This window comes from Mesorhizobium sp. M0701 (assembly GCF_040320365.1).
Lineage (GTDB): Bacteria > Pseudomonadota > Alphaproteobacteria > Rhizobiales > Rhizobiaceae > Mesorhizobium.
On record NZ_JAMYPO010000057.1, the window covers coordinates 1 to 18,205 of the forward strand.

Below are 18,205 nucleotides of genomic sequence, written 5' to 3' on the forward strand. Positions count from 1 at the left end.
TCGTTGAAACGATCGAGGCAACCGAATGCAACAACTACTTCGCAAACGCCGGCTACGCTTCCATCAAAACGTGAAAGGCTCTAGCATCGGTGAAGAGCGGCCGTTTCTGGGCCTGCTTGGTCGCAGGGCAATTCTCACCGTGGGCCTGCCGCTGCTCGCAGTGACCGACCAAAAGGGGTTTGCGGCGATCTTGGCCCATGAGGACGCCCATCTGAAAAATAAAGATACAAATGGCGGGCTCAACCTGGCCGAACTCGAAAAGAGCTTCGATCTAATCTTCGACTTCGCCCCACCGGGAAAAACAGTTTCGGGCAGCCTGTTCTACTGGATGCTTGGCCCGCTGTCGCGCACGCTGGAGCGCGAAGAAATACGGTTGTCGCGGCGGGCGGAAATTGACGCGGATCGTCATGCAGCGATGTCCGGCGATGCATATGAAGCGGCCCGCGCCCTGCTGCTGGTCGGTGCCGCCAGTGCGTTCTTCGATGACCAAGTGTATATTCCGCTTAAACGTGAACTGCTTGGCACCATGGTACCGCCTCGTCCACCACTCGAAAGAATTCTGGCGGCCGCCAGTCACCTGTCGAGGCTTCCCATCCTGCAAGAATATGCGCAAAAGGCCAGGGACGCGCCAGATAACGAAAGCGCGGATCATCCGCCCTGGTCCGAACGCTTGACTGCTCTTGGATTTAGCTCGGCTCCAAAGATAGAACCAGTTCTGGTTTCCGCCTTGTCGAGCCTGCTGAGCGATGAGGTCGTCGCCGAACGCGTCCGGCATTTCGACGGTGAATGGACATCGAACATCGCCGACGACCTCGATCGATAGCTGTCCGCCTGGAGCTACTGCGGCCAATGTCAGAGTCGTCGGCCTATTCCGCTTCCGCTGCTCCGAACCCGGCTCCCATCGTCGCGCGGACGGCGCCCGACCACGGCGTGGCGTGATTGTCGATGCGCATCTGGAAGATGAAGTAGGTCGGCGAGCAGAAGCCGATGCCCTTCACTTTGCCGATACCGGGTGTATCCGGCGGCAGCGACTGACACATGTAATCCTCTCGGCAGAAATGGTCGGCCGAGCAGGCAGGACGATTGCCGCGATTGACGGCGCCGCCCAGGCACTGGTCGAAATTATTGGTCGCCACGCAGGTGTCGAATTTCTTGCCGCCAACCAGCCCGCAAATCTCGTTCGGCATCGGCTTGCCCGTCTTGAAGACGACAAAGCTGCGATCCCGGTCATCGCAGCCGCGATAGGCGATACCCGCCGGCACACCGATCTTCGGCGGTCGGCAGGTGTAGGCGGCGCGCGAAATGCCCGGCGCGAACGCGGCGAACTGACCGGTGATGGTATACCGATCATTGAAAGGCCGTGCCGGGTTGCTGGCGATGGATCCCGTTAAACAAGGGTGGCCGGAAAACATGTCTTCGCTGTCCTTGGGCAACAGGCATTGCGCCAGCTTGGTGCGCACGCCGGACGCGGTGGTCAACGGCGTGCAGACGGTGCCGCCACCGCATTGCCATGTCGCGCCGAAGCGGGCCGCATCTTCCGGCATGAAGCACGGCATCGCCATTTCGGCCGGCGAATAGGCAATTTCGCCGGCATCGTTCCATGTCGCCGGCGGCGCGAAGGACAGCGGGCGGAAGCGGTTCGGTTCCTTGCCGTCGGTAGTCGCGTGCAGCCAGGCGACGCGGCGCGGGATGTCGGCGTGGAGATGCGGCGAGATGCCGACCTCGATGCGGTTGAGCGGCGAGGTTGTCTTGTCGTCAAGTCCGATAAAATGGAAGCCGGCGGTCGAGCCCGCCTGATGGCAGCCCTGGCAGGCGCCGTTGTCCAGCCGCTCGGCCAGTGCCTCCGGCGTGCGCACCAGCTTCAAGGCGGAATAATCGAGCCCGACAAAATCCGCAGGCTGGAATAATGGCGTAAACGGGTGGTTGGCCTGCCTTGCGCTGCCGAAGGTCGACCAGGAGATGACCTTCCTTGCCAAGAATTCATCGGGGATTTTGTAGATGCCGAGATCGACCGCCGCGACATTGGTGCGGACATAGTCGGCAAGTCTTGCTTTCAGCGCAGCGTCTTCGGCGAGACGTGCCGTGTCGGGCGTGTTTTCCAGCGGCTTTTCGCTGACAGCCGCTCCGTCGATGCCGAAAATTCGCATGAGATAGGCAGCCTGCCCGCCGAATTCGGTCTCCTGGCCGGAGGGGAAGCGCACCACTTGCGCATTGAGCTCGAGCTGCTTGAACGTGAGCGCCGTCCTTTCCAGCGGCCCACCGGTCAGCCAGCCGGCATCGACGCTCTCGTCGAGTTGTGGTGCCCAGCGTCCGGCGACGCCGACACAACCGCCGTCGGCATCCGGCGCGGCATTGTAGACGGCACTGAAATTGAACGGCAGGCGCGAGGCCAAAACCTTGCCGTTCTTCTTGAAGCCGTAGGCGAGGCGATAGATGAAGCGCACTTCGCCGCAACTCGTGTCGCCTTGCAAGGCGGCGAAGTCGCGCCGGTCGAGCCGGTTGACCACGCCGACAAGGCGGAAGCGTGCGGCCTCGGTCCTCAGCCAGCGCATGTCCATGACGCGGCCGACATTGCCGTCGGTCACCTCGTAAAGCGGCCGGCCGCCGGCCTTCATCTCGGCCCGCAATGCCGCGACGTCGCTTGCAACCGCTTCGACGATCGCGTGGTAAGCGGGCGCCTTATCATAAAGCGTCTTCAAATCGCCGTTGCCATCGACGCCGAAAATGCCGGCGAACCCGTAACCGTTGCTGTCGAGAGCGGCGAGAACGGCCGGGTCGTCGACGATCGTCAGCGGAGTTTCGGCGTTCGCAGCCTGCGCCATGAATACGGCGCTGACGATCGCAACGAGCAGCGCGAACATGCGGTTCATTCGGCAGCTATCCCGCGACTTTCGATAAGCTCGCGCAGGACCGGCACCAGCGCCAGCGGCAGGTCCTCGGCGATCAGCCCCGGCCCGAAACGGCTGCCGGCCTCGGCATGGATCCAGACTGCCGTACAGGCCGCTTCAAAGGCCGGCATGCCCTGCGCCAGCAGCGCGGCGATGATACCCGACAGCACGTCGCCCGAACCGGCGGTGGCCAGCCAAGGCGCGCCATTGCCGTTGATCGCTGCCCGGCCATCGGGGGCCGCAATCACAGTGTCGGCACCCTTGTAGACGAGAGTGGTGTTGGCCCGTTCGGCTGCGGCGCGTGCCTTGGCGAGTTTGGACAGGTCCTTGTCCTCGGCGATATCTGAAAAAAGCCTGGCGAATTCGCCGTCATGCGGCGTCATCACCAGAGCCGGCGCGCTCGGCCGGCTGGCGGCTTCGAACAGGGCATCCGGCGCGTCGCGAAACGAGGTGACGCCGTCGGCGTCGAGCACCAGTCCGTCGATCCCACCGTCTTGCCCACGAGCGCCATTCAGCACGGCCAGGGCGAATTCGCGCGTCTTCTCACCAATGCCAAATCCTGGGCCGAGCACGAAGGCCGATGGCCGGCGGCTGCCGACGAATTCGTCCACATCCGCGACAGTGTCTAGCTTGCGCAGCATGATCGAGGTCAGATGCGCCGCGTTCACATGGATGGCGTTCGCCGGCGACAGCAAGGTGACGGCCCCTGCCCCGCTCCTGGCCGCGGCAAGCGCCGACAGCCGCGCAGCACCCGTCGCCGACGGCCCGCCGGAAAAGACGCCGACATGGCCGCGTTTATACTTATGGGCGTCGACGGCCGGAACCGGAAAGCGGCCAAGCCAGAGCGCCGGAATGTTCTCGAATGTTCGTGGTTCAAGCTGCGCAACAACACTGTCGCTTATGCCGATATCAGCGAGCACGATTTCGCCGCACAGCTCGCGCCCCGGTAACAAAAGATGGCCTGGCTTTTTTCGCGCAAAGGTCACGGTGATTCGGGCGTGGAAAGCCTGACCGAGGACATTGCCGCTCTCACCGGAGACGCCCGACGGCAGGTCGACCGCGACGACCGGCGAATTCAACTCCGCCACATTGTCGATCGCCTTGGCGGGGTCGCCGGATAGCGGCTTGGACAGCCCCGCCCCGTAAAGCGCATCGACCACGATCGAGCCCGTCTCGGCAACGAAATCGGACAGCGGCCGAGCTTCAACCGGGCACTCCGAGGCAGCGACTGCCGCATCGCTGCCGCCTTTAGGCGATCCGGACGCCCATACCGAGACGTCGACGGCGCTCTCCCGAAGGATGCGCGCCACGACATAGCCGTCGCCGCCATTGTTGCCGGGGCCGCAAAGCACATGGACGCGCGTTGCGTTCGGGTAGCGCTTGAGCACCACGGCAGCAACCGCAGCGCCGGCATTGCGCATCAGGCCGATGCCGTCGAATGGACCAGCGGCAATCGCCAGCCGGTCGGCCTCGGCCATGTCGGACGGAGACAGAAGCTCATTGCTCATGCGGGCGACATGCACATCATTTCCCCAAGCATTGTCCAGTTTTTGATCCGACGCAAACAACGAAGGTCCCCAAGCAATTTGGCGGCGTACATCATTCGGGACGACGGCGCGCAGCTGCCCATGAAATACCCGATCTGCCCAATTTTTGTGCGGACGGCAGGACCGGCGGTGTGTAGGCTCGCGGCATTCATGGCGCATCCAACGCTGCGAATGACGCGAATGTACTTTCCCGCGTAGCATGGTATCCAAATCATGTGAGCCCACCCGGCACCCCATCAATTGGCACAGTTCGTGCTTGATTGAGGCGCAAGCGGGGCTCACAACCCGTCTTTTTTGGCAGTGGAGGCCACTTTTTACATGAAAAAGATCGAAGCGATCATCAAGCCGTTCAAGCTAGACGAAGTGAAGGAAGCGCTTCAGGAGGCTGGCCTGCAAGGTATCACCGTTACCGAGGCCAAAGGGTTTGGCCGCCAGAAGGGCCATACCGAGCTTTATCGCGGCGCCGAATATGTCGTCGACTTCCTGCCGAAGGTGAAAATCGAAGTCGTGCTCGGCGACGATGCGGTCGAAGCAGCGATCGAAGCCATCCGCAAGGCGGCCCAGACTGGCCGCATCGGCGATGGCAAGATCTTCGTCTCCAATATCGAGGAAGTGGTGCGCATCCGCACCGGCGAAACCGGCATGGACGCCGTCTGAATTTTCCCGTTAAAAGGCCATGTTCAAACGTCATCACATAGGGAAGCAGGGACATGACGACAGCCAAAGACATCATGAAGCAGATCAAGGACAACGACGTTAAGTTCGTCGATCTGCGCTTCACCGATCCGAAGGGCAAACTGCAGCACGTTACGATGGATGTCGTCGAGGTCGAGGAAGACATGTTTGCCGATGGCGTCATGTTCGACGGTTCCTCGATCGCCGGCTGGAAGGCGATCAACGAGTCCGACATGGTGCTGATGCCGGATTCCGATACGGTGCATATGGACCCGTTCTTCGCGCAGTCGACCATGGTCATCCTGTGCGACATCCTCGATCCGATCTCCGGGGAGTCCTACAATCGCGACCCGCGCGGCACCGCTAAAAAAGCCGAGGCCTACATGAAGGCCGAAGGCATCGGCGACCAGATCTTCGTCGGTCCTGAAGCCGAGTTCTTCGTGTTCGACGACGTCAAGTACAAGGCCGATCCCTACAACACCGGCTTCAGGCTGGATTCGACCGAACTGCCGTCCAATGACGACACCGACTACGAGACCGGCAACCTCGGTCATCGGCCGCGCATCAAGGGCGGCTATTTCCCGGTGCCGCCGGTCGATTCGGCACAGGACATGCGCTCGGAAATGCTCACCGTGCTCGCCGAGATGGGCGTGCGCGTTGAAAAGCACCATCACGAAGTGGCCGCCGCCCAGCACGAGCTCGGCATCAAGTTCGACACGCTGGTCCGCAACGCCGACAAGATGCTGATCTATAAATATGTCGTGCACCAGGTCGCCAACGCCTACGGCAAGACGGCCACTTTCATGCCGAAGCCGGTGTTCGGCGACAATGGCTCGGGCATGCATGTCCACCAGTCGATTTGGAAGGAAGGCAAGCCGACCTTCGCCGGCAACGAATATGCCGGCCTGTCCGAGAGCTGCCTGTTCTACATCGGTGGTATCATCAAGCATGCCAAGGCGATCAACGCCTTTACCAACCCGCTGACCAATTCCTACAAGCGCCTGGTGCCGGGCTATGAAGCGCCGGTGCTGCTCGCCTATTCGGCACGCAACCGCTCGGCCTCGTGCCGCATTCCGTTCGGCTCGTCGCCGAAGGCCAAGCGCGTCGAGGTCCGCTTCCCCGATCCGGGCGCGAACCCCTATCTCGCCTTCGCCGCCATGCTGATGGCCGGCCTTGACGGCATCAAGAACAAGATCCACCCGGGACAGCCGATGGACAAGGATCTCTACGACCTGCCGCCGAAGGAATTGAAGAAAATCCCGACCGTTTGCGGCTCGCTGCGCGAGGCTTTGCAGAGCCTCGACAAGGACCGCGGCTTCCTGAAGGCCGGCGGCGTCTTCGACGACGACCAGATCGACAGCTACATCGAGCTCAAGATGGCCGAGGTGATGCGCTTCGAAATGACCCCGCATCCGGTCGAATACGATATGTATTATTCGGTGTGATCCGGATTGTTGCAGCCAATAGAAAAAACCCCGGCAGAGACGCCGGGGTTTCTTATTGTGATGCGATTGGAGAGAAAGTCACAGCGCAGACCTGAGGTCCACGCCGTGACGAATGCTCAAGCCGCGGCCGAAACCTCGGCGCTGGTCGGGACGGAGGCGATCGTCTTCAATATCTGCGAGGCGATCTGGTAGGGGTCGCCCTGCGAGTTCGGCCGGCGATCCTCGAGATAGCCCTTGTAGCCGTTGTTGATGAAGGAGTGCGGCACGCGAATCGAGGCGCCGCGATCGGCGATGCCGTAGCTGAACCTGTTCCACGGCGCAGTCTCGTGCTTGCCGGTCAAACGCTTGTCGTTGTCCGGCCCGTAGACGGCGATGTGATCCATCAGGTTTTTGTCGAAGGCTGCCATCAGCGCCTCGAAATAGCCCTTGCCGCCGACTTCGCGCATATAAGCGGTCGAGAAGTTGGCATGCATTCCCGAGCCGTTCCAGTCGGTGTCGCCGAGCGGCTTGCAGTGGTATTCGATGTCGATGCCGTACTTCTCGGTCAGGCGCTGCATCAAATAGCGCGCCATCCACATCTGGTCGGCGGCCTTCTTGGAGCCCTTGCCGAAGATCTGGAATTCCCACTGGCCTTTGGCCACCTCCGCGTTGATGCCTTCGTGATTGATGCCGGCGGCAAGGCAAAGGTCGAGATGCTCCTCGACGATCTGCCTGGCGACGGAGCCGACATTGCTGTAGCCGACGCCAGTGTAGTACGGGCCTTGCGGCGCCGGATAGCCACTCTCGGGGAAGCCGAGCGGGCGGCCGTCCTTGTAGAAGAAATATTCCTGCTCGAAGCCGAACCAGGCGCCCTCGTCGTCGAGAATGGTGGCGCGCTTGTTGGACGCATGCGGCGTCACGCCGTCCGGCATCATGACCTCGCACATGACGAGAGCGCCATTGGTGCGGGCGGGATCGGGATAAACGGCGACCGGCTTCAAAACGCAGTCGGAGCTGTGGCCCTCGGCCTGCATGGTCGAAGAACCGTCGAAGCCCCACAGCGGAAGCTGGTCGAGCGTCGGAAACTCGGCATAGTCCTTGACCTGCGTCTTTCCGCGAAGATTGGGAACCGGGGTGTATCCATCGAGCCAAATGTACTCGAGCTTGTATTTCGTCATTCTAGCCTCTCGTTGCTTGATCACCGAACCCTGGATGGCGCCGGGGCGAGCCGGCCTATCCAGCAGCCGACCTGCCGGATTACTAAAATGCAATTCGTGTGCCATTCTCGCCGGCGATGGATGCGGCAAAAGTGAGGTTGTATCCGCCCAAAATCGCTGGTCCGCCGTCATGCTGCGCTCGGATCATCCACAAGCATATTTTGCACAAATAATGTGCAAGTACTGATCTTTTTGTAATCATGTTGCCTATTTTGATTGCTGAACCTATGTTGGGGAAAGGTTGAATCGGCAAGGTTCTGTCGAAGAAAGGAAACCGACAATGGAAATCACTTCCACTCGTCAGTCGGCCAAAATCCTGATGTTCCCGGTGGCAGCGCGCGCTTCTGCCTCAAATTTAAGCGGAAAGGCTAAGTTCGCGGCAGAACTTGCTTCGTTGCGCAACCGCACGGATTTCGGAAGTGCCTGGTATCATGAAGCAGCGATCGAGGAAGCGAACCAGGATCGGAAGAGCTAAGCCCTGCGCTCGATAAATTGAAAAAGCCCGGCGCGATCGCTCGCGCCGGGCTTTGCTTTGAACCGGACAGGCCGGCTTACTGTTTGGTGTGCAGGTCCGTTCCGAGCGTATCCCTGACAAAGATCATGCCGATGATCAGCGACATCGCCGCGATCACCACCGGGTACCACAGTCCATAGTAGATGTCGCCCTTGTAGGCGCTGAGCGCGAACACCGTCGCCGGCAGCAGCCCGCCGAACCAGCCATTGCCGATATGGTAGGGCAGCGACATGCCGGTGTAGCGGATGCGGGTCGGGAACATCTCGACCAGGATCGCGGCGATCGGCCCGTAGACCATCGTGACGAAGATCACGAGGATGAGCAGGATACCGATCGTCATCGGCCAGTTGACCGCCGCCGGGTCGGCGAACATAGCGAAGGGACCACCGCCCGGTACGGTGTAGACGGTGACCTCGGGAGCTCCCGCGGCCTCATCGGCAGTCAGCAGCTTGTCCTTGATCGCCTGGTCGGTCGGAACCATGGCCTTCTCGCCGGCGCGGATCGCGGCCGCATCGAGCTTCAGTTCGGGATTGGCCGCGATGAAGGCTTCGAGCTTCTGATCCGGCACCTTCGCCGCTGCCCGTTTCAGCGGATAGCCGCCGTCCTGAAGCGCCGTGTTTACCGCCTTGGCGAAAACAGCGTCCTTGGCCTTGGCTTGATCGCCGGCTGCGGTGGCGTCATACGACTCAACCGTCTCGTTGCCGATTTTGACCGACGCAGCAGTGCCGGGCGCTGCCGTGGCCACTACGTCATAAGGCACCGAGTTCTTGGTCAGAAACGAGGTGGCGATATCGCAGGACGTGGTGAACTTCGCCGTGCCCACCGGGTTGAACTGGAACTTGCAGTCTCCCGGTGCCGCGGTCACCGTCGCACGGGTGTTCTGCTGCGCTGTGGCGAGCGCCGGGTTGGCTGCCCAGGTCAGCGCCTTGAACAACGGGAAGGTGCAGACGATCGCCAGTGCAAGGCCGGCCATGATAATCGGCTTGCGGCCGATCTTGTCGGAGAGCCAGCCGAACACGACGAAGAAGATCGAGCCAACAGCCAGAGCAATCGCGATCATGATGTTGACCGATTGCGGATCGACCTTGAGCACGTTCTGCAAGAAGAACAGCGCGTAGAACTGGCCATTGTACCAAACTACGGCCTGACCGGCCGTGAGGCCGAGCAGCGCCAGCAGCGCGATCTTGGCGTTCTTCCACTGACCGAAGGCTTCTGACAGCGGCGCCTTGGAGCCTTTGCCTTCGTCCTTCATGCGCTGGAAGGTCGGCGATTCAGAAAGCGACAGCCGGATCCAGATCGAAATGCCGAGGAGGAGGAAGGAAACGATGAACGGAATGCGCCAGCCCCAGGCGGCGTAGGTTTCCTTGGTCATCGACCCCTGGACGATCAGGATGACGATCAGCGACAGGAACAGGCCGAGCGTTGCCGTCGTCTGTATCCACGACGTGTAGTAGCCGCGGCGATCGTCGGGTGCATGCTCGGCGACATAGGTGGCGGCACCGCCATACTCGCCACCGAGCGCCAGGCCTTGCAACATGCGCAAGATGATCAGGATCACGGGAGCGGCGATGCCCAAAGTCGCATAGCCAGGCAGCAAGCCGACCAGGAAGGTCGACAGGCCCATGATCGTCATGGTGACAAGGAAAGTGTATTTACGGCCGACAAGGTCGCCGATGCGGCCGAACAGCAATGCGCCGAACGGGCGCACGAGGAAGCCAGCGGCAAACGCCAGCAGCGCGAAAATATTGCGCGTCGCTTCCGGAATGGTTGGACTGAAAAAAGTCGAACCAATGAACACTGCCAGCGAGCCGTAGAGATAAAAATCGTACCATTCGAAAACGGTGCCGAGCGAGGAAGCGAAGATGACCTTCTTCTCCTCGCGCGTCATGCCGCGGCTTGTTTTGCCGGCGGTCGATGCCATTGCCATGAGCGTATCCTCCCGTGTGATTCCGTCAGTCCTCGATGCTGCGCGTCATCGTCCGCGTTTCCTCGGAACGCAGACTCAGTGCAGCCACCAGTACAAAAAATGACAGAAAGCGCCGTCCAGAGGCAGACCGTCTTTGGGATTATGACTTTGGTCTAATGTGCAGTGCGAAATAGAAACGACGGTGCGGTCAGCCTTTGAGAGCTTCGAGCAGCGTGACTGCCGCCATCATGTCGCGCTTGCGGGCCGCGCGGTGCGCGACGGCCTCGGCATCATGGCCCCATTGCTCGGCCTGCCAGTCCTCGTCGACATGACCGGCAGCCCAGGCCGCCTCGCCGTCGAGCTCGCCGAAGTCGACGGCCAGCGCCAGCAGCGCCGATCCGGTCAGCGACGTCATGACGTGGATGGCGGCAAGGCGCAGCGGATCGGCACGTTGGGCAAGATGCTGGCCAAGCAGCGCGATACTCTCGCGCGGCTGTTCGACATGGATCACGCCTTCGGCAAGATGGAACCGGGCGCCGAGCGCGCTGCGCACCCAGTCGATGACCGGATCCCAATGCTCGTTCTGCCGGTCGACGAGTCCTTTGGGCGCATCGGCGCGGTAGCAGAGCAGATCGGACGAGGCAAAGCGCAGGATGTCCTCCAGCACGGCCTGGGGATCACTGGCGACGCCATCGATTGCCGTATTGACCAGACGCATCACCGGCATCGTCACCGGGTTGATGGTCTCCTCCTGTGCGGCGAATTCCTCGGCGACGAGAGCAGCCGCCTTTTCGGTCGGCAGCTCCAGCAGCGCCTTGGCCGGCGTGCGGACGGGCTTGCCATCGAGATGGACGGCAAAACCGTCTTCGACCGGTGCTACCGCGACGGTCTTGTAGAAGCGCTTCGGCAGCGGCGTCTTCATCTGGATCTGGGCGCGACGCACCGGGTCCGGATCAGAGAGCAGCTTTCCAGCTTCGAGGTCGTTCAATATATCGCGCATGCTCATCCGGGACTTTGTTTTCGGGCCGGCCGGTTGACGATGATGAGTCCGGCGGCGATCAGGGCGAGTGCCAGGAAGATACGAACGGTCAGCGGCTCGTTCAAGAACACGGCGCCGCACAGCACACCAAATACCGGCGACAGGAAAGTGAAGCTCGACAGTCCAGATGCAGGGTAGCGCCGCAGAAGCCAGAACCACAGCACATAGGTGAAGGCGACGACATAGACGGCCTGGAACAGCAGAGCCAAGGTCGGCAGAAGAGTAAAGCTGCGGACGGGCGGCCCGGCAAAGGGCATCACCAAAATGCCGACGACAGCGGCTCCGGCCAGCTGATAGAGCAGCAGCTTTTCGGCGCTGGCCGTCACCAGCTTCGACCGCTTGATGACGATATTGGTCACGGCCCACAGAATGCCGGCACCGAGACTGAGCAAATCGCCACCCAATGTTGCGCCGCCATTGGCGCTCAGTTTATCGGAAAACACCGCGATCAATCCAGCGAAAGCGAGCAGAAGACCAACGAGCTTGCGTGCCGTGATGCTTTCGCCCAGCAGGAAATGACCGCCGACCAACATCCAGAACGGCATGGTGTTGACCAGCAAAGTGTTGCGCACGACAGTGGTATGCTCGAGCCCGACATAGAGAAACAGGAACTCGAGACCGAAAAGCGCGCCTGCCAGAATGCCGGCGACGAGGGTCTTGTCGGGCGTGAACAGCGCAATGCCGCGCCAGCGGCACCAGCCGAAAACACACAAGCCGCCGATCACCGAGCGGGCGATCGACAGGAAAACGGGATCGTAGCCGGCATAGGAGATCTTGGCGGCGACGTAGTTCAGCCCCCAGGAAAAAGTCAGCCCAACCATGATGGCGGCTGCCGCCAGATCGACCGCGTCACGGCGGTCGAGGGTTTCTGTGGCGACGCCCACCAGCGCTAGTCCTCGGCACTCTGCTCGTCGAAACCGAGCAGGTTCCAGCTCTGGCGCATATGCGGCGGCATCGGTGCGGTGACGTCGACAAAGCCCTTGTCGGGATGCGGGATAACGATGCGGCGCGCGTGCAGATGCAGCCGGTTCTGCATGCCGCCTGGAAAATCCCAATTGGTGTCGGCCTCGAAATATTTGGGGTCGCCGATGATCGGGCAACCGATATGGGCGGCATGGACGCGAAGCTGGTGGGTGCGCCCGGTGTAGGGTTCCATTTCCAGCCAGGACAGCGTCTGCGCCGCCTGCTCGACTATGCGGTAATAGGACACGGCGTGATCGGCGCCCTTTTCGCCGTGCTTGGCTATGCGCACACGATCGCCGTCGGGCGTCGGTTCCTTGATCAACCAGGTCGAGATCTTGTCCTCGCGCTTCGGCGGCACGCCCTTGACCAGCGCCCAGTAGGTTTTCTTCGTCTCACGCGCCCGGAACGCTTCGGCGAGCTTCATGGCGGCGAGCCTTGTACGGGCGACAACCAGCACACCCGACGTATCGCGGTCGAGCCGGTGCACCAGGCGCGGCTTCTCGCCCTTCTGGTTGCGCCAGGCTTCCAGCATGTCGTCGACATTGCGGGTGACGCCCGAGCCGCCCTGCACTGCCAGGCCGGCCGGCTTGTTGAAGACGAAGACCTTCGGGTCCTCATGGATCAGCATCTTTGCCAAAACGTCGGCGTCGCCCTGGTTGCGGATCGAATGACCGGTGAGCGGGCTTTCGCCTTTCTTGTCCACTTCGAGAGGCGGCACACGCACCGTCTGGCCGGCTTCGACGCGGGTATCGGCCTTCACCCTGCCGCCGTCGACGCGGATCTGGCCGGAACGCAGCAGCTTCTGCAGATGACCGAAACCGAGACCGGGGAAATGGCTCTTGAACCAGCGATCGAGCCGCATGCCCGCCTCGCCGGCGTCCACTGTGATCTGTTCAACGCCTGCCATGATTCCAATCGCCGTTTTGCAGGCATGCAACGGCATTCGCCGGTACCCGCAATCTCACTCGCTTATTCGTTGTCGGTTCCATATTGCAGAACCTGAACTTTCTCCAGCGTAATCAAACCACTTGTCATGATTGTTTCAAGCACGGGCAGGAAAGCGGCCAATTTTTCCTCGTCATCGACGATCTCGATGACGAGTGGCAGATCCTCCGATAGGCGGAGGATCTTCGTGGTGTGAAGCCGGCTGGAATGGCCGAACCCCATCGCGCCGCGCAGGACGGTCGCGCCGGCTATCTGCATTTCGCGGGCCCTCAGCACAATAACCTCATACAGCGGACGGCCATCTGCCCTGTCGTTTTCGCCGATAAAGATGCGCAGCAATTGTGCCTGTGTTGGTATCTTCATTGCCTGGACCCTCTCAGCCGGTTGAGCCGAACTGCAAAGATGTGGCCAAGCCAGACGGCGGCAAGCCAGGCCACCACGGAGATCGCGATATTGAGTCCCGCCGCCACAAACCTCCCCCCTTGCGCGAGGATGAGTGTTTCAAGGCTGAAAGCGGAGAAGGTCGTCAGGCCGCCGCAGAAGCCGGCCATGAAGAATTGACGTTGCAGCGGACCGGCGAAGACGCGACCATCCGGTCCCGTCAATGTCGCGTAGAAGCCGATGAGGAACGAGCCAACAATATTGACGAGGAGCGTGCCGAAGGGAAATCCAGCGCCCCACAGGGCAGTGCTCGTCGATGAGGCAAGCGCCCGCAACACACCGCCGATCATGCTGCCTGCGGCCACGGTCGCATAGAGCCGAACCGTTTCGTTGGTTCTGCGACGGCCAATGAGGCGCGCCGCCTGCCCTGCCGCGGCAGCGTCCGTCCCGTCGTGGCGGAGCTTCCGCGGGCCGCTCACCGCGCCCCGCTGCCAATCAGAAGACTTCCGGCGGCAAAGCCCAGCGTCACGCCGCCGAGGCTCAGAAAAACCGAAAGCAGCACATTTCCGCCGGCGCGCCGCCATTCGCCCTCGCGCGCCAGCGCCAGCGTCTGCAGGCTGAAGGAAGAAACCGTGGTATAGCAGCCGAGGCCGCCGGTAACGGTAAAGGCCCAGATGGCGGGCATGCCGTCGCGCGCCACCGCATGCGCAACGACGCCGATTGCAAACGCTCCCGAGACATTGACGGCCATAGTGCCCCAGGGAAAGGTCTCGCCGACCCGGCGGGCGACGAAGCCGGACAGGAAGAAGCGGGCCATTGCACCGATCGCGCCACCAAGGCAGACAAGCAACAGATGATACATCGTGCTCCCTCGCGCCGGTCACACCATGGTGTCAGGCGGCTCCGGCCTTCTTCGGCTTGCTGGAGCCGATCATCTTCCAGTTCTTGTAGAACATGGCATTGATGCGCTCGACGCTGACCGAAACGATGGCGAGAAGAGCGGCAATCATGCCGGGAAATGGCGATGGCCGGATGATGTCCATGAACACGCAGTAGCGGCGCCCATCATATTCGTTGACCGATCGGTGCAGCAGCGTGTCGTCGAAAATATAGAGCGGATTGTCGTGCCAGTAGTTCCTGGCGTTGTTGCACTCGACGAAAACCTCGGCCTTCACCGGGAGAAGATTGTAGAGAATGCGCAGGCTGAGCCGCAGCGGTCCGAAATGCCAGGAGGTCGATTCCCTGCCCCTAAACACCGACACGGCGATGGTCTTGATGTATTTGAAATCCTTGTTGAATTCGGCAACGTTGTCGATTTTGTGCTTGCCATACCACTGGTAGACATACATGCCGCGCCGGCCGCTGCCGAAATTGGCGTCGATATCGGCGATGATCTCGTCCTTGCGCGCTTTGAAGACGTCCAGAACCTCGTTGACCTCACGCTGATAGTCCGGAGGAAACTGGTCCAGTTTCCAGACACCGCGGTTTCTGTAGCACAGCAGATCGACCAGCAGATTGAAGGGCGAAAGCAGCCAGGTGAAGATGCCGTTGCCGAGGAAATAACCACTGAACAGGGCCCAGTTCTTGTTGTCGTTGCGCAACACGTCGATCAGGCCGAGGACAATGAAAATTGTCGTCAGGATGGGAATGAAATAGAAGCCGAGCGCCAGCAGCGGGATCGCTATGGCGAACTTCCGGAGGGTCTTGCGAGTTCTTTTTGTCATTTTTCCACGCGCCAGGCGCGATTCCGTTCTGAATATCGTCGGTACGTTTCTGGCCTGTCCGCCGGCCGAAGGCGCATCTTGATAGGGTTTTTTATCCCGCCAGACAACGGCGATCACACCAGTGTGCGACTGGCAGCTACTTTTCCCGCTCGCTGCGCAGCTTCGCCCAATAATCCAGCCGCTTCCTGATATCGCGCTCGAAGCCGCGCTCGGGCGGGTCGTAGAATGTCTGCCTTCCCATCTTCTCCGGAAAATAGTCCTGGCCGGAAAAAGCGTCGGGCTCGTCGTGGTCGTAGCGATAGCCGGCGCCGTAATCTTCCTGTTTCATCAGCTTGGTCGGAGCATTGAGAATGTGCTTGGGCGGCAGCAGCGAACCGAATTCCTTCGCCGCCTGTGTGGCGGCCTTGAACGCGGTATAGACTGCATTGGATTTCGGCGCGGTGGCGAGATAGACGGTCGCCTCGGCGAAGGCCAGTTCGCCCTCGGGCGAGCCCAGATAGTCATAGGCGTCCTTGGCGGCGTTAGCGACGACGAGCGCCTGCGGGTCGGCCAGCCCGATATCCTCCATCGCCATGCGCACCAACCGGCGCCCGAGATAAAGCGGATCTTCGCCGGCGTCGAACATGCGGGCGAGATAGTAGAGTGCCGCGTCGGGGTCGGAGCCGCGCACCGATTTGTGCAAGGCGGAGATCAAATTGTAGTGGCCGTCCTGTCCCTTGTCGTAGATCGGCGCGCGGCGCTGGACGATGCGCTGCAGAGCTTCGGCGCCGAACACCTCCTTTGATTTCGCTGCGCGCCAGACCTCTTCGGCGAGCGTCAGCGCCGCGCGGCCGTCGCCGTCGCTCATGCGGATGAGCATCGCCCGCGCGTCTTCATCGAGCGGCAGCGCCCTGCCCTCTGCCTCTTCGGCCCGCGCCAGCAGCTTGGCGATACTGTCCTCGCCGAGTGAGTGAAAGACCAGCACACGCGCGCGCGACAAAAGCGCGGCGTTAAGCTCGAAGGATGGATTCTCCGTGGTGGCGCCGACCAGCACGACGGTGCCGTCTTCCATCACGGGCAGAAAACTGTCCTGCTGGGCGCGGTTGAAGCGATGGATCTCGTCGACGAACAGCAGCGTCTGGCGGCCGTTCGAGCGGCGCAGCTTCGCTGCCTCGAACACTTTCTTCAGGTCGGCAACGCCGGAAAACACGGCCGAGATCTGTTCGAAGGCGAGGCTTGTCTCGCCGGCAAGCAGCCGTGCGACCGTGGTCTTGCCGGTGCCGGGCGGGCCCCAGAAGATCATCGAGCCGAGCGAGCCGGAGCCGATCAGCCGCGTCAGCGCGCCGTCGGATCCGGTCAGATGCTCCTGGCCGACGACCTCGCCGAGGTTCTTCGGGCGCAGACGGTCCGCCAGCGGCCTGCCGGGCGGCGTCTTTTCCGGTTCATCGACACTGAACAGATCGGCCATGCAACTTCTTCTGCCTGGAGCCCGATCATGCTGACGTTCGGGCTCAGTAACGCAACACCTGGCGCAGTATCTGCCCGCCGCGCTCGACGGTAAAGCGCCACCAGCGCGTATCCTGCTGGGCTACCTGTTCCAAGGTCGCCGCCTTGTCGATCGTCAGGCCATTGACCTCACGCACGATGTCGCCTGGCTGGAAGCCAAAATCGGCAGCAGGCGAATCGCGGTTGATGTCGACCACGGTGACGCCTTTGACATCGGAGCGCAGACCGAGCCGTTGGGCAAGCCGTGGCGACAGTTCAGCAACCTTGGCACCGGAAAACGGGCTGCGGCCGCGCAATGTGAGTTCCGCAGCTTTGGCGCCCTCAGGCGGCCGTTCCAGCGCGATGTCCATCGTCGCCTGCTGACCCTTGCTCAGAACGCCGAAGCTGGCATTCGTACCAATCGACAGCGTCGCCATCCGGTAGTCCAGCGCCCCGACGCTCTCGACCGGCTTGCCATTGAGCGACAGCACTACGTCGCCCGGCTTGAGCCCTGCCTTGGCGGCGGGTCCTGCCTCTTCGACCGAAGAAACCAGCGCGCCGGTCGGTTTGTCGATGCCAAGCGATTCGGCAATCTGCGGCGTCACCGCCTCGAACTCGGCACCGGCATACGGCCGCTCGAAGAAGTCGAGCCCGGCCTTGGCCGCGTCGGCGAAGGCGCGAACCATGTTCGAAGGGATGGCAAAGCCGATGCCGATCGAGCCGCCGCTACGGCTATAGATCGCCGTGTTGATGCCGATCAGCTGCCCTCCCATGTTGACCAGCGCGCCACCGGAATTGCCGGGGTTGATGGCGGCGTCGGTCTGGATGAAGAAGCTGGAATCGGAGACGCCGATATGGCTGCGCGCCACCGCCGAAATGATGCCGCTGGTGGTGGTCTGGCCGACACCGAACGGATTGCCGATCGCCAGCACCAGATCGCCGACCTCGAGCGCGTCGGAATCGCCGATAGCGATCACCGGGAACGGCTTGTCAGAAGAAATCTTGAGCACGGCGAGATCGAGCGTCTCGTCCTTAAGCAGTACCTTGCTGTCGAATTCGCGCCCATCGGCAGTCGCGACCTTGACCTGGTCAGCGTCCTTGACGACGTGGAAATTGGTGACCACGACGCCGGTCGGATCGACCAGCACCCCCGAACCGAGCGAGGACTGCGCGCGCGGCTGCGAGCGGCCGAAGAACTCCTCGAAGAACGGATCGCCGTCGAAGGGCGACGTCACCTTGGCGGTCTGCGAGGCGTAGACATTGACCACGGCCGGCGCCGTCTGCTTGACCAGCGGCGCGAAGGACAGCTGCACCTCCTCGCGGCCGAACGGCACGCGCTTGTCGGGGCCGGAGGTGGCGTTTTCGCCTTCGACGCCATGCAATAGATCCGTCAGCACGTCGGACAAACCGGGATCTGGCTTGGTCTCCTCCGCTAGCGCGTGCCTGGCCGCCGGCACGACGGCCAGCGCCATCAAGGCGCAGATCAGAACAAGGGACAGCCGTTTAACGCGCATTCCG

At 61.7% G+C, this 18,205-nt stretch carries 17 protein-coding genes; 4 read left to right on the forward strand and 13 right to left on the reverse strand.

Going from position 1 to position 18,205, the window contains the following annotated elements:
- Nucleotides 1-25 precede the first annotated feature (25 nt).
- Nucleotides 26-823 (forward strand): M48 family metalloprotease, encoded by a 798-nt coding sequence (locus tag NKI24_RS31995; RefSeq protein ID WP_352451028.1) that lies wholly within the window; start codon nt 26-28, stop codon nt 821-823.
- Nucleotides 824-866: 43 nt separating this feature from the next.
- On the opposite strand, the gene NKI24_RS32000 is transcribed toward NKI24_RS31995, so the two are convergent.
- Entirely contained in the window at nt 867-2,870 is a 2,004-nt protein-coding gene (locus tag NKI24_RS32000; RefSeq protein WP_352750361.1) for a hypothetical protein, read from the reverse strand.
- Nucleotides 2,867-4,396 carry an NAD(P)H-hydrate dehydratase gene (locus NKI24_RS32005; RefSeq protein ID WP_352750362.1) on the reverse strand — a complete coding sequence of 510 codons (1,530 nt, stop codon included), beginning with the start codon at nt 4,394-4,396 and terminating at the stop codon, nt 2,867-2,869. The genes NKI24_RS32000 and NKI24_RS32005 overlap by 4 nt, the downstream gene beginning before the upstream one ends.
- 357 nt (nt 4,397-4,753) lie before the next feature.
- Between NKI24_RS32005 and NKI24_RS32010 the strand changes: the two genes are divergently transcribed.
- A complete protein-coding gene (locus tag NKI24_RS32010; protein ID WP_019857988.1) occupies nt 4,754-5,092 on the forward strand; it encodes a P-II family nitrogen regulator in 339 nt (112 codons plus the stop codon).
- 53 nt (nt 5,093-5,145) lie between these two features.
- On the forward strand, nt 5,146-6,555 hold the full coding sequence (gene glnA / locus NKI24_RS32015) for a type I glutamate--ammonia ligase (RefSeq protein WP_023675115.1): 1,410 nt from the start codon (nt 5,146-5,148) through the stop codon (nt 6,553-6,555).
- Nucleotides 6,556-6,671: 116 nt separating this feature from the next.
- On the opposite strand, the gene NKI24_RS32020 is transcribed toward glnA, so the two are convergent.
- The gene (locus NKI24_RS32020; RefSeq protein WP_352451031.1) at nt 6,672-7,712 is read right to left on the reverse strand and encodes a glutamine synthetase beta-grasp domain-containing protein; all 1,041 of its coding nucleotides are present in this window, start codon (nt 7,710-7,712) and stop codon (nt 6,672-6,674) included.
- A 319-nt stretch (nt 7,713-8,031) separates the two neighbouring features.
- Here NKI24_RS32020 and NKI24_RS32025 point away from each other — a divergent pair, with 319 nt between their 5' ends.
- Nucleotides 8,032-8,226: a DUF2735 domain-containing protein gene (locus NKI24_RS32025; RefSeq protein ID WP_352451032.1), complete on the forward strand. Its 195-nt coding sequence runs from the start codon at nt 8,032-8,034 to the stop codon at nt 8,224-8,226.
- A 76-nt stretch (nt 8,227-8,302) separates the two neighbouring features.
- On the opposite strand, the gene NKI24_RS32030 is transcribed toward NKI24_RS32025, so the two are convergent.
- From NKI24_RS32030 to NKI24_RS32075, 10 genes are all read right to left on the reverse strand, one after another.
- The gene (locus tag NKI24_RS32030) at nt 8,303-10,192 is read right to left on the reverse strand and encodes an MFS transporter (protein WP_352451033.1); all 1,890 of its coding nucleotides are present in this window, start codon (nt 10,190-10,192) and stop codon (nt 8,303-8,305) included.
- Between the two features lie 187 nt (nt 10,193-10,379).
- Complete coding sequence (locus NKI24_RS32035; RefSeq protein WP_352451034.1) at nt 10,380-11,171, reverse strand: ATP12 family chaperone protein; 792 nt, start codon at nt 11,169-11,171, stop codon at nt 10,380-10,382.
- 2 nt (nt 11,172-11,173) lie between these two features.
- A complete protein-coding gene (locus NKI24_RS32040; RefSeq protein ID WP_502901504.1) occupies nt 11,174-12,031 on the reverse strand; it encodes a DMT family transporter in 858 nt (285 codons plus the stop codon).
- 68 nt (nt 12,032-12,099) lie between these two features.
- A complete protein-coding gene (locus NKI24_RS32045) occupies nt 12,100-13,080 on the reverse strand; it encodes an RluA family pseudouridine synthase (RefSeq protein WP_352451037.1) in 981 nt (326 codons plus the stop codon).
- A gap of 62 nt (nt 13,081-13,142) precedes the next feature.
- Nucleotides 13,143-13,481 carry a DUF190 domain-containing protein gene (locus NKI24_RS32050; protein WP_352451038.1) on the reverse strand — a complete coding sequence of 113 codons (339 nt, stop codon included), beginning with the start codon at nt 13,479-13,481 and terminating at the stop codon, nt 13,143-13,145.
- Nucleotides 13,478-13,849, reverse strand: coding sequence for a CrcB family protein (locus NKI24_RS32055; RefSeq protein WP_352451039.1), 372 nt, complete (start codon nt 13,847-13,849; stop codon nt 13,478-13,480). Before NKI24_RS32055 ends, NKI24_RS32050 begins: the two co-directional genes overlap by 4 nt.
- A gap of 125 nt (nt 13,850-13,974) precedes the next feature.
- The gene (gene crcB, locus NKI24_RS32060; RefSeq protein WP_352451040.1) at nt 13,975-14,361 is read right to left on the reverse strand and encodes a fluoride efflux transporter CrcB; all 387 of its coding nucleotides are present in this window, start codon (nt 14,359-14,361) and stop codon (nt 13,975-13,977) included.
- A 31-nt stretch (nt 14,362-14,392) separates the two neighbouring features.
- Complete coding sequence (locus tag NKI24_RS32065; RefSeq protein WP_352451041.1) at nt 14,393-15,223, reverse strand: aspartyl/asparaginyl beta-hydroxylase domain-containing protein; 831 nt, start codon at nt 15,221-15,223, stop codon at nt 14,393-14,395.
- 136 nt (nt 15,224-15,359) lie between these two features.
- Complete coding sequence (locus NKI24_RS32070) at nt 15,360-16,670, reverse strand: replication-associated recombination protein A (protein ID WP_352451042.1); 1,311 nt, start codon at nt 16,668-16,670, stop codon at nt 15,360-15,362.
- A 43-nt stretch (nt 16,671-16,713) separates the two neighbouring features.
- Nucleotides 16,714-18,201: a DegQ family serine endoprotease gene (locus NKI24_RS32075; RefSeq protein WP_352451043.1), complete on the reverse strand. Its 1,488-nt coding sequence runs from the start codon at nt 18,199-18,201 to the stop codon at nt 16,714-16,716.
- Nucleotides 18,202-18,205 lie beyond the last annotated feature (4 nt).

Excerpts from the sequence above, each read along its gene's own strand:
- NKI24_RS32075 (WP_352451043.1), bottom strand. The coding sequence starts at position 18,201 with ATGCGCGTTAAACGGCTGTCCCTTGTTCTGATCTGCGCCTTGATGGCG.
- NKI24_RS31995 (WP_352451028.1), top strand. The coding sequence starts at position 26 with ATGCAACAACTACTTCGCAAACGCCGGCTACGCTTCCATCAAAACGTG.
- NKI24_RS32000 (WP_352750361.1), bottom strand. The coding sequence starts at position 2,870 with ATGAACCGCATGTTCGCGCTGCTCGTTGCGATCGTCAGCGCCGTATTC.
- NKI24_RS32030 (WP_352451033.1), bottom strand. The coding sequence starts at position 10,192 with ATGGCAATGGCATCGACCGCCGGCAAAACAAGCCGCGGCATGACGCGC.
- NKI24_RS32050 (WP_352451038.1), bottom strand. The coding sequence starts at position 13,481 with ATGAAGATACCAACACAGGCACAATTGCTGCGCATCTTTATCGGCGAA.
- crcB (WP_352451040.1), bottom strand. The coding sequence starts at position 14,361 with ATGTATCATCTGTTGCTTGTCTGCCTTGGTGGCGCGATCGGTGCAATG.
- NKI24_RS32005 (WP_352750362.1), bottom strand. The coding sequence starts at position 4,396 with ATGAGCAATGAGCTTCTGTCTCCGTCCGACATGGCCGAGGCCGACCGG.
- NKI24_RS32010 (WP_019857988.1), top strand. The coding sequence starts at position 4,754 with ATGAAAAAGATCGAAGCGATCATCAAGCCGTTCAAGCTAGACGAAGTG.
- NKI24_RS32065 (WP_352451041.1), bottom strand. The coding sequence starts at position 15,223 with ATGACAAAAAGAACTCGCAAGACCCTCCGGAAGTTCGCCATAGCGATC.
- glnA (WP_023675115.1), top strand. The coding sequence starts at position 5,146 with ATGACGACAGCCAAAGACATCATGAAGCAGATCAAGGACAACGACGTT.
- NKI24_RS32035 (WP_352451034.1), bottom strand. The coding sequence starts at position 11,171 with ATGCGCGATATATTGAACGACCTCGAAGCTGGAAAGCTGCTCTCTGAT.
- NKI24_RS32040 (WP_502901504.1), bottom strand. The coding sequence starts at position 12,031 with ATGGTTGGGCTGACTTTTTCCTGGGGGCTGAACTACGTCGCCGCCAAG.
- NKI24_RS32055 (WP_352451039.1), bottom strand. The coding sequence starts at position 13,849 with ATGATCGGCGGTGTGTTGCGGGCGCTTGCCTCATCGACGAGCACTGCC.
- NKI24_RS32045 (WP_352451037.1), bottom strand. The coding sequence starts at position 13,080 with ATGGCAGGCGTTGAACAGATCACAGTGGACGCCGGCGAGGCGGGCATG.
- NKI24_RS32025 (WP_352451032.1), top strand. The coding sequence starts at position 8,032 with ATGGAAATCACTTCCACTCGTCAGTCGGCCAAAATCCTGATGTTCCCG.
- NKI24_RS32020 (WP_352451031.1), bottom strand. The coding sequence starts at position 7,712 with ATGACGAAATACAAGCTCGAGTACATTTGGCTCGATGGATACACCCCG.
- NKI24_RS32070 (WP_352451042.1), bottom strand. The coding sequence starts at position 16,670 with ATGGCCGATCTGTTCAGTGTCGATGAACCGGAAAAGACGCCGCCCGGC.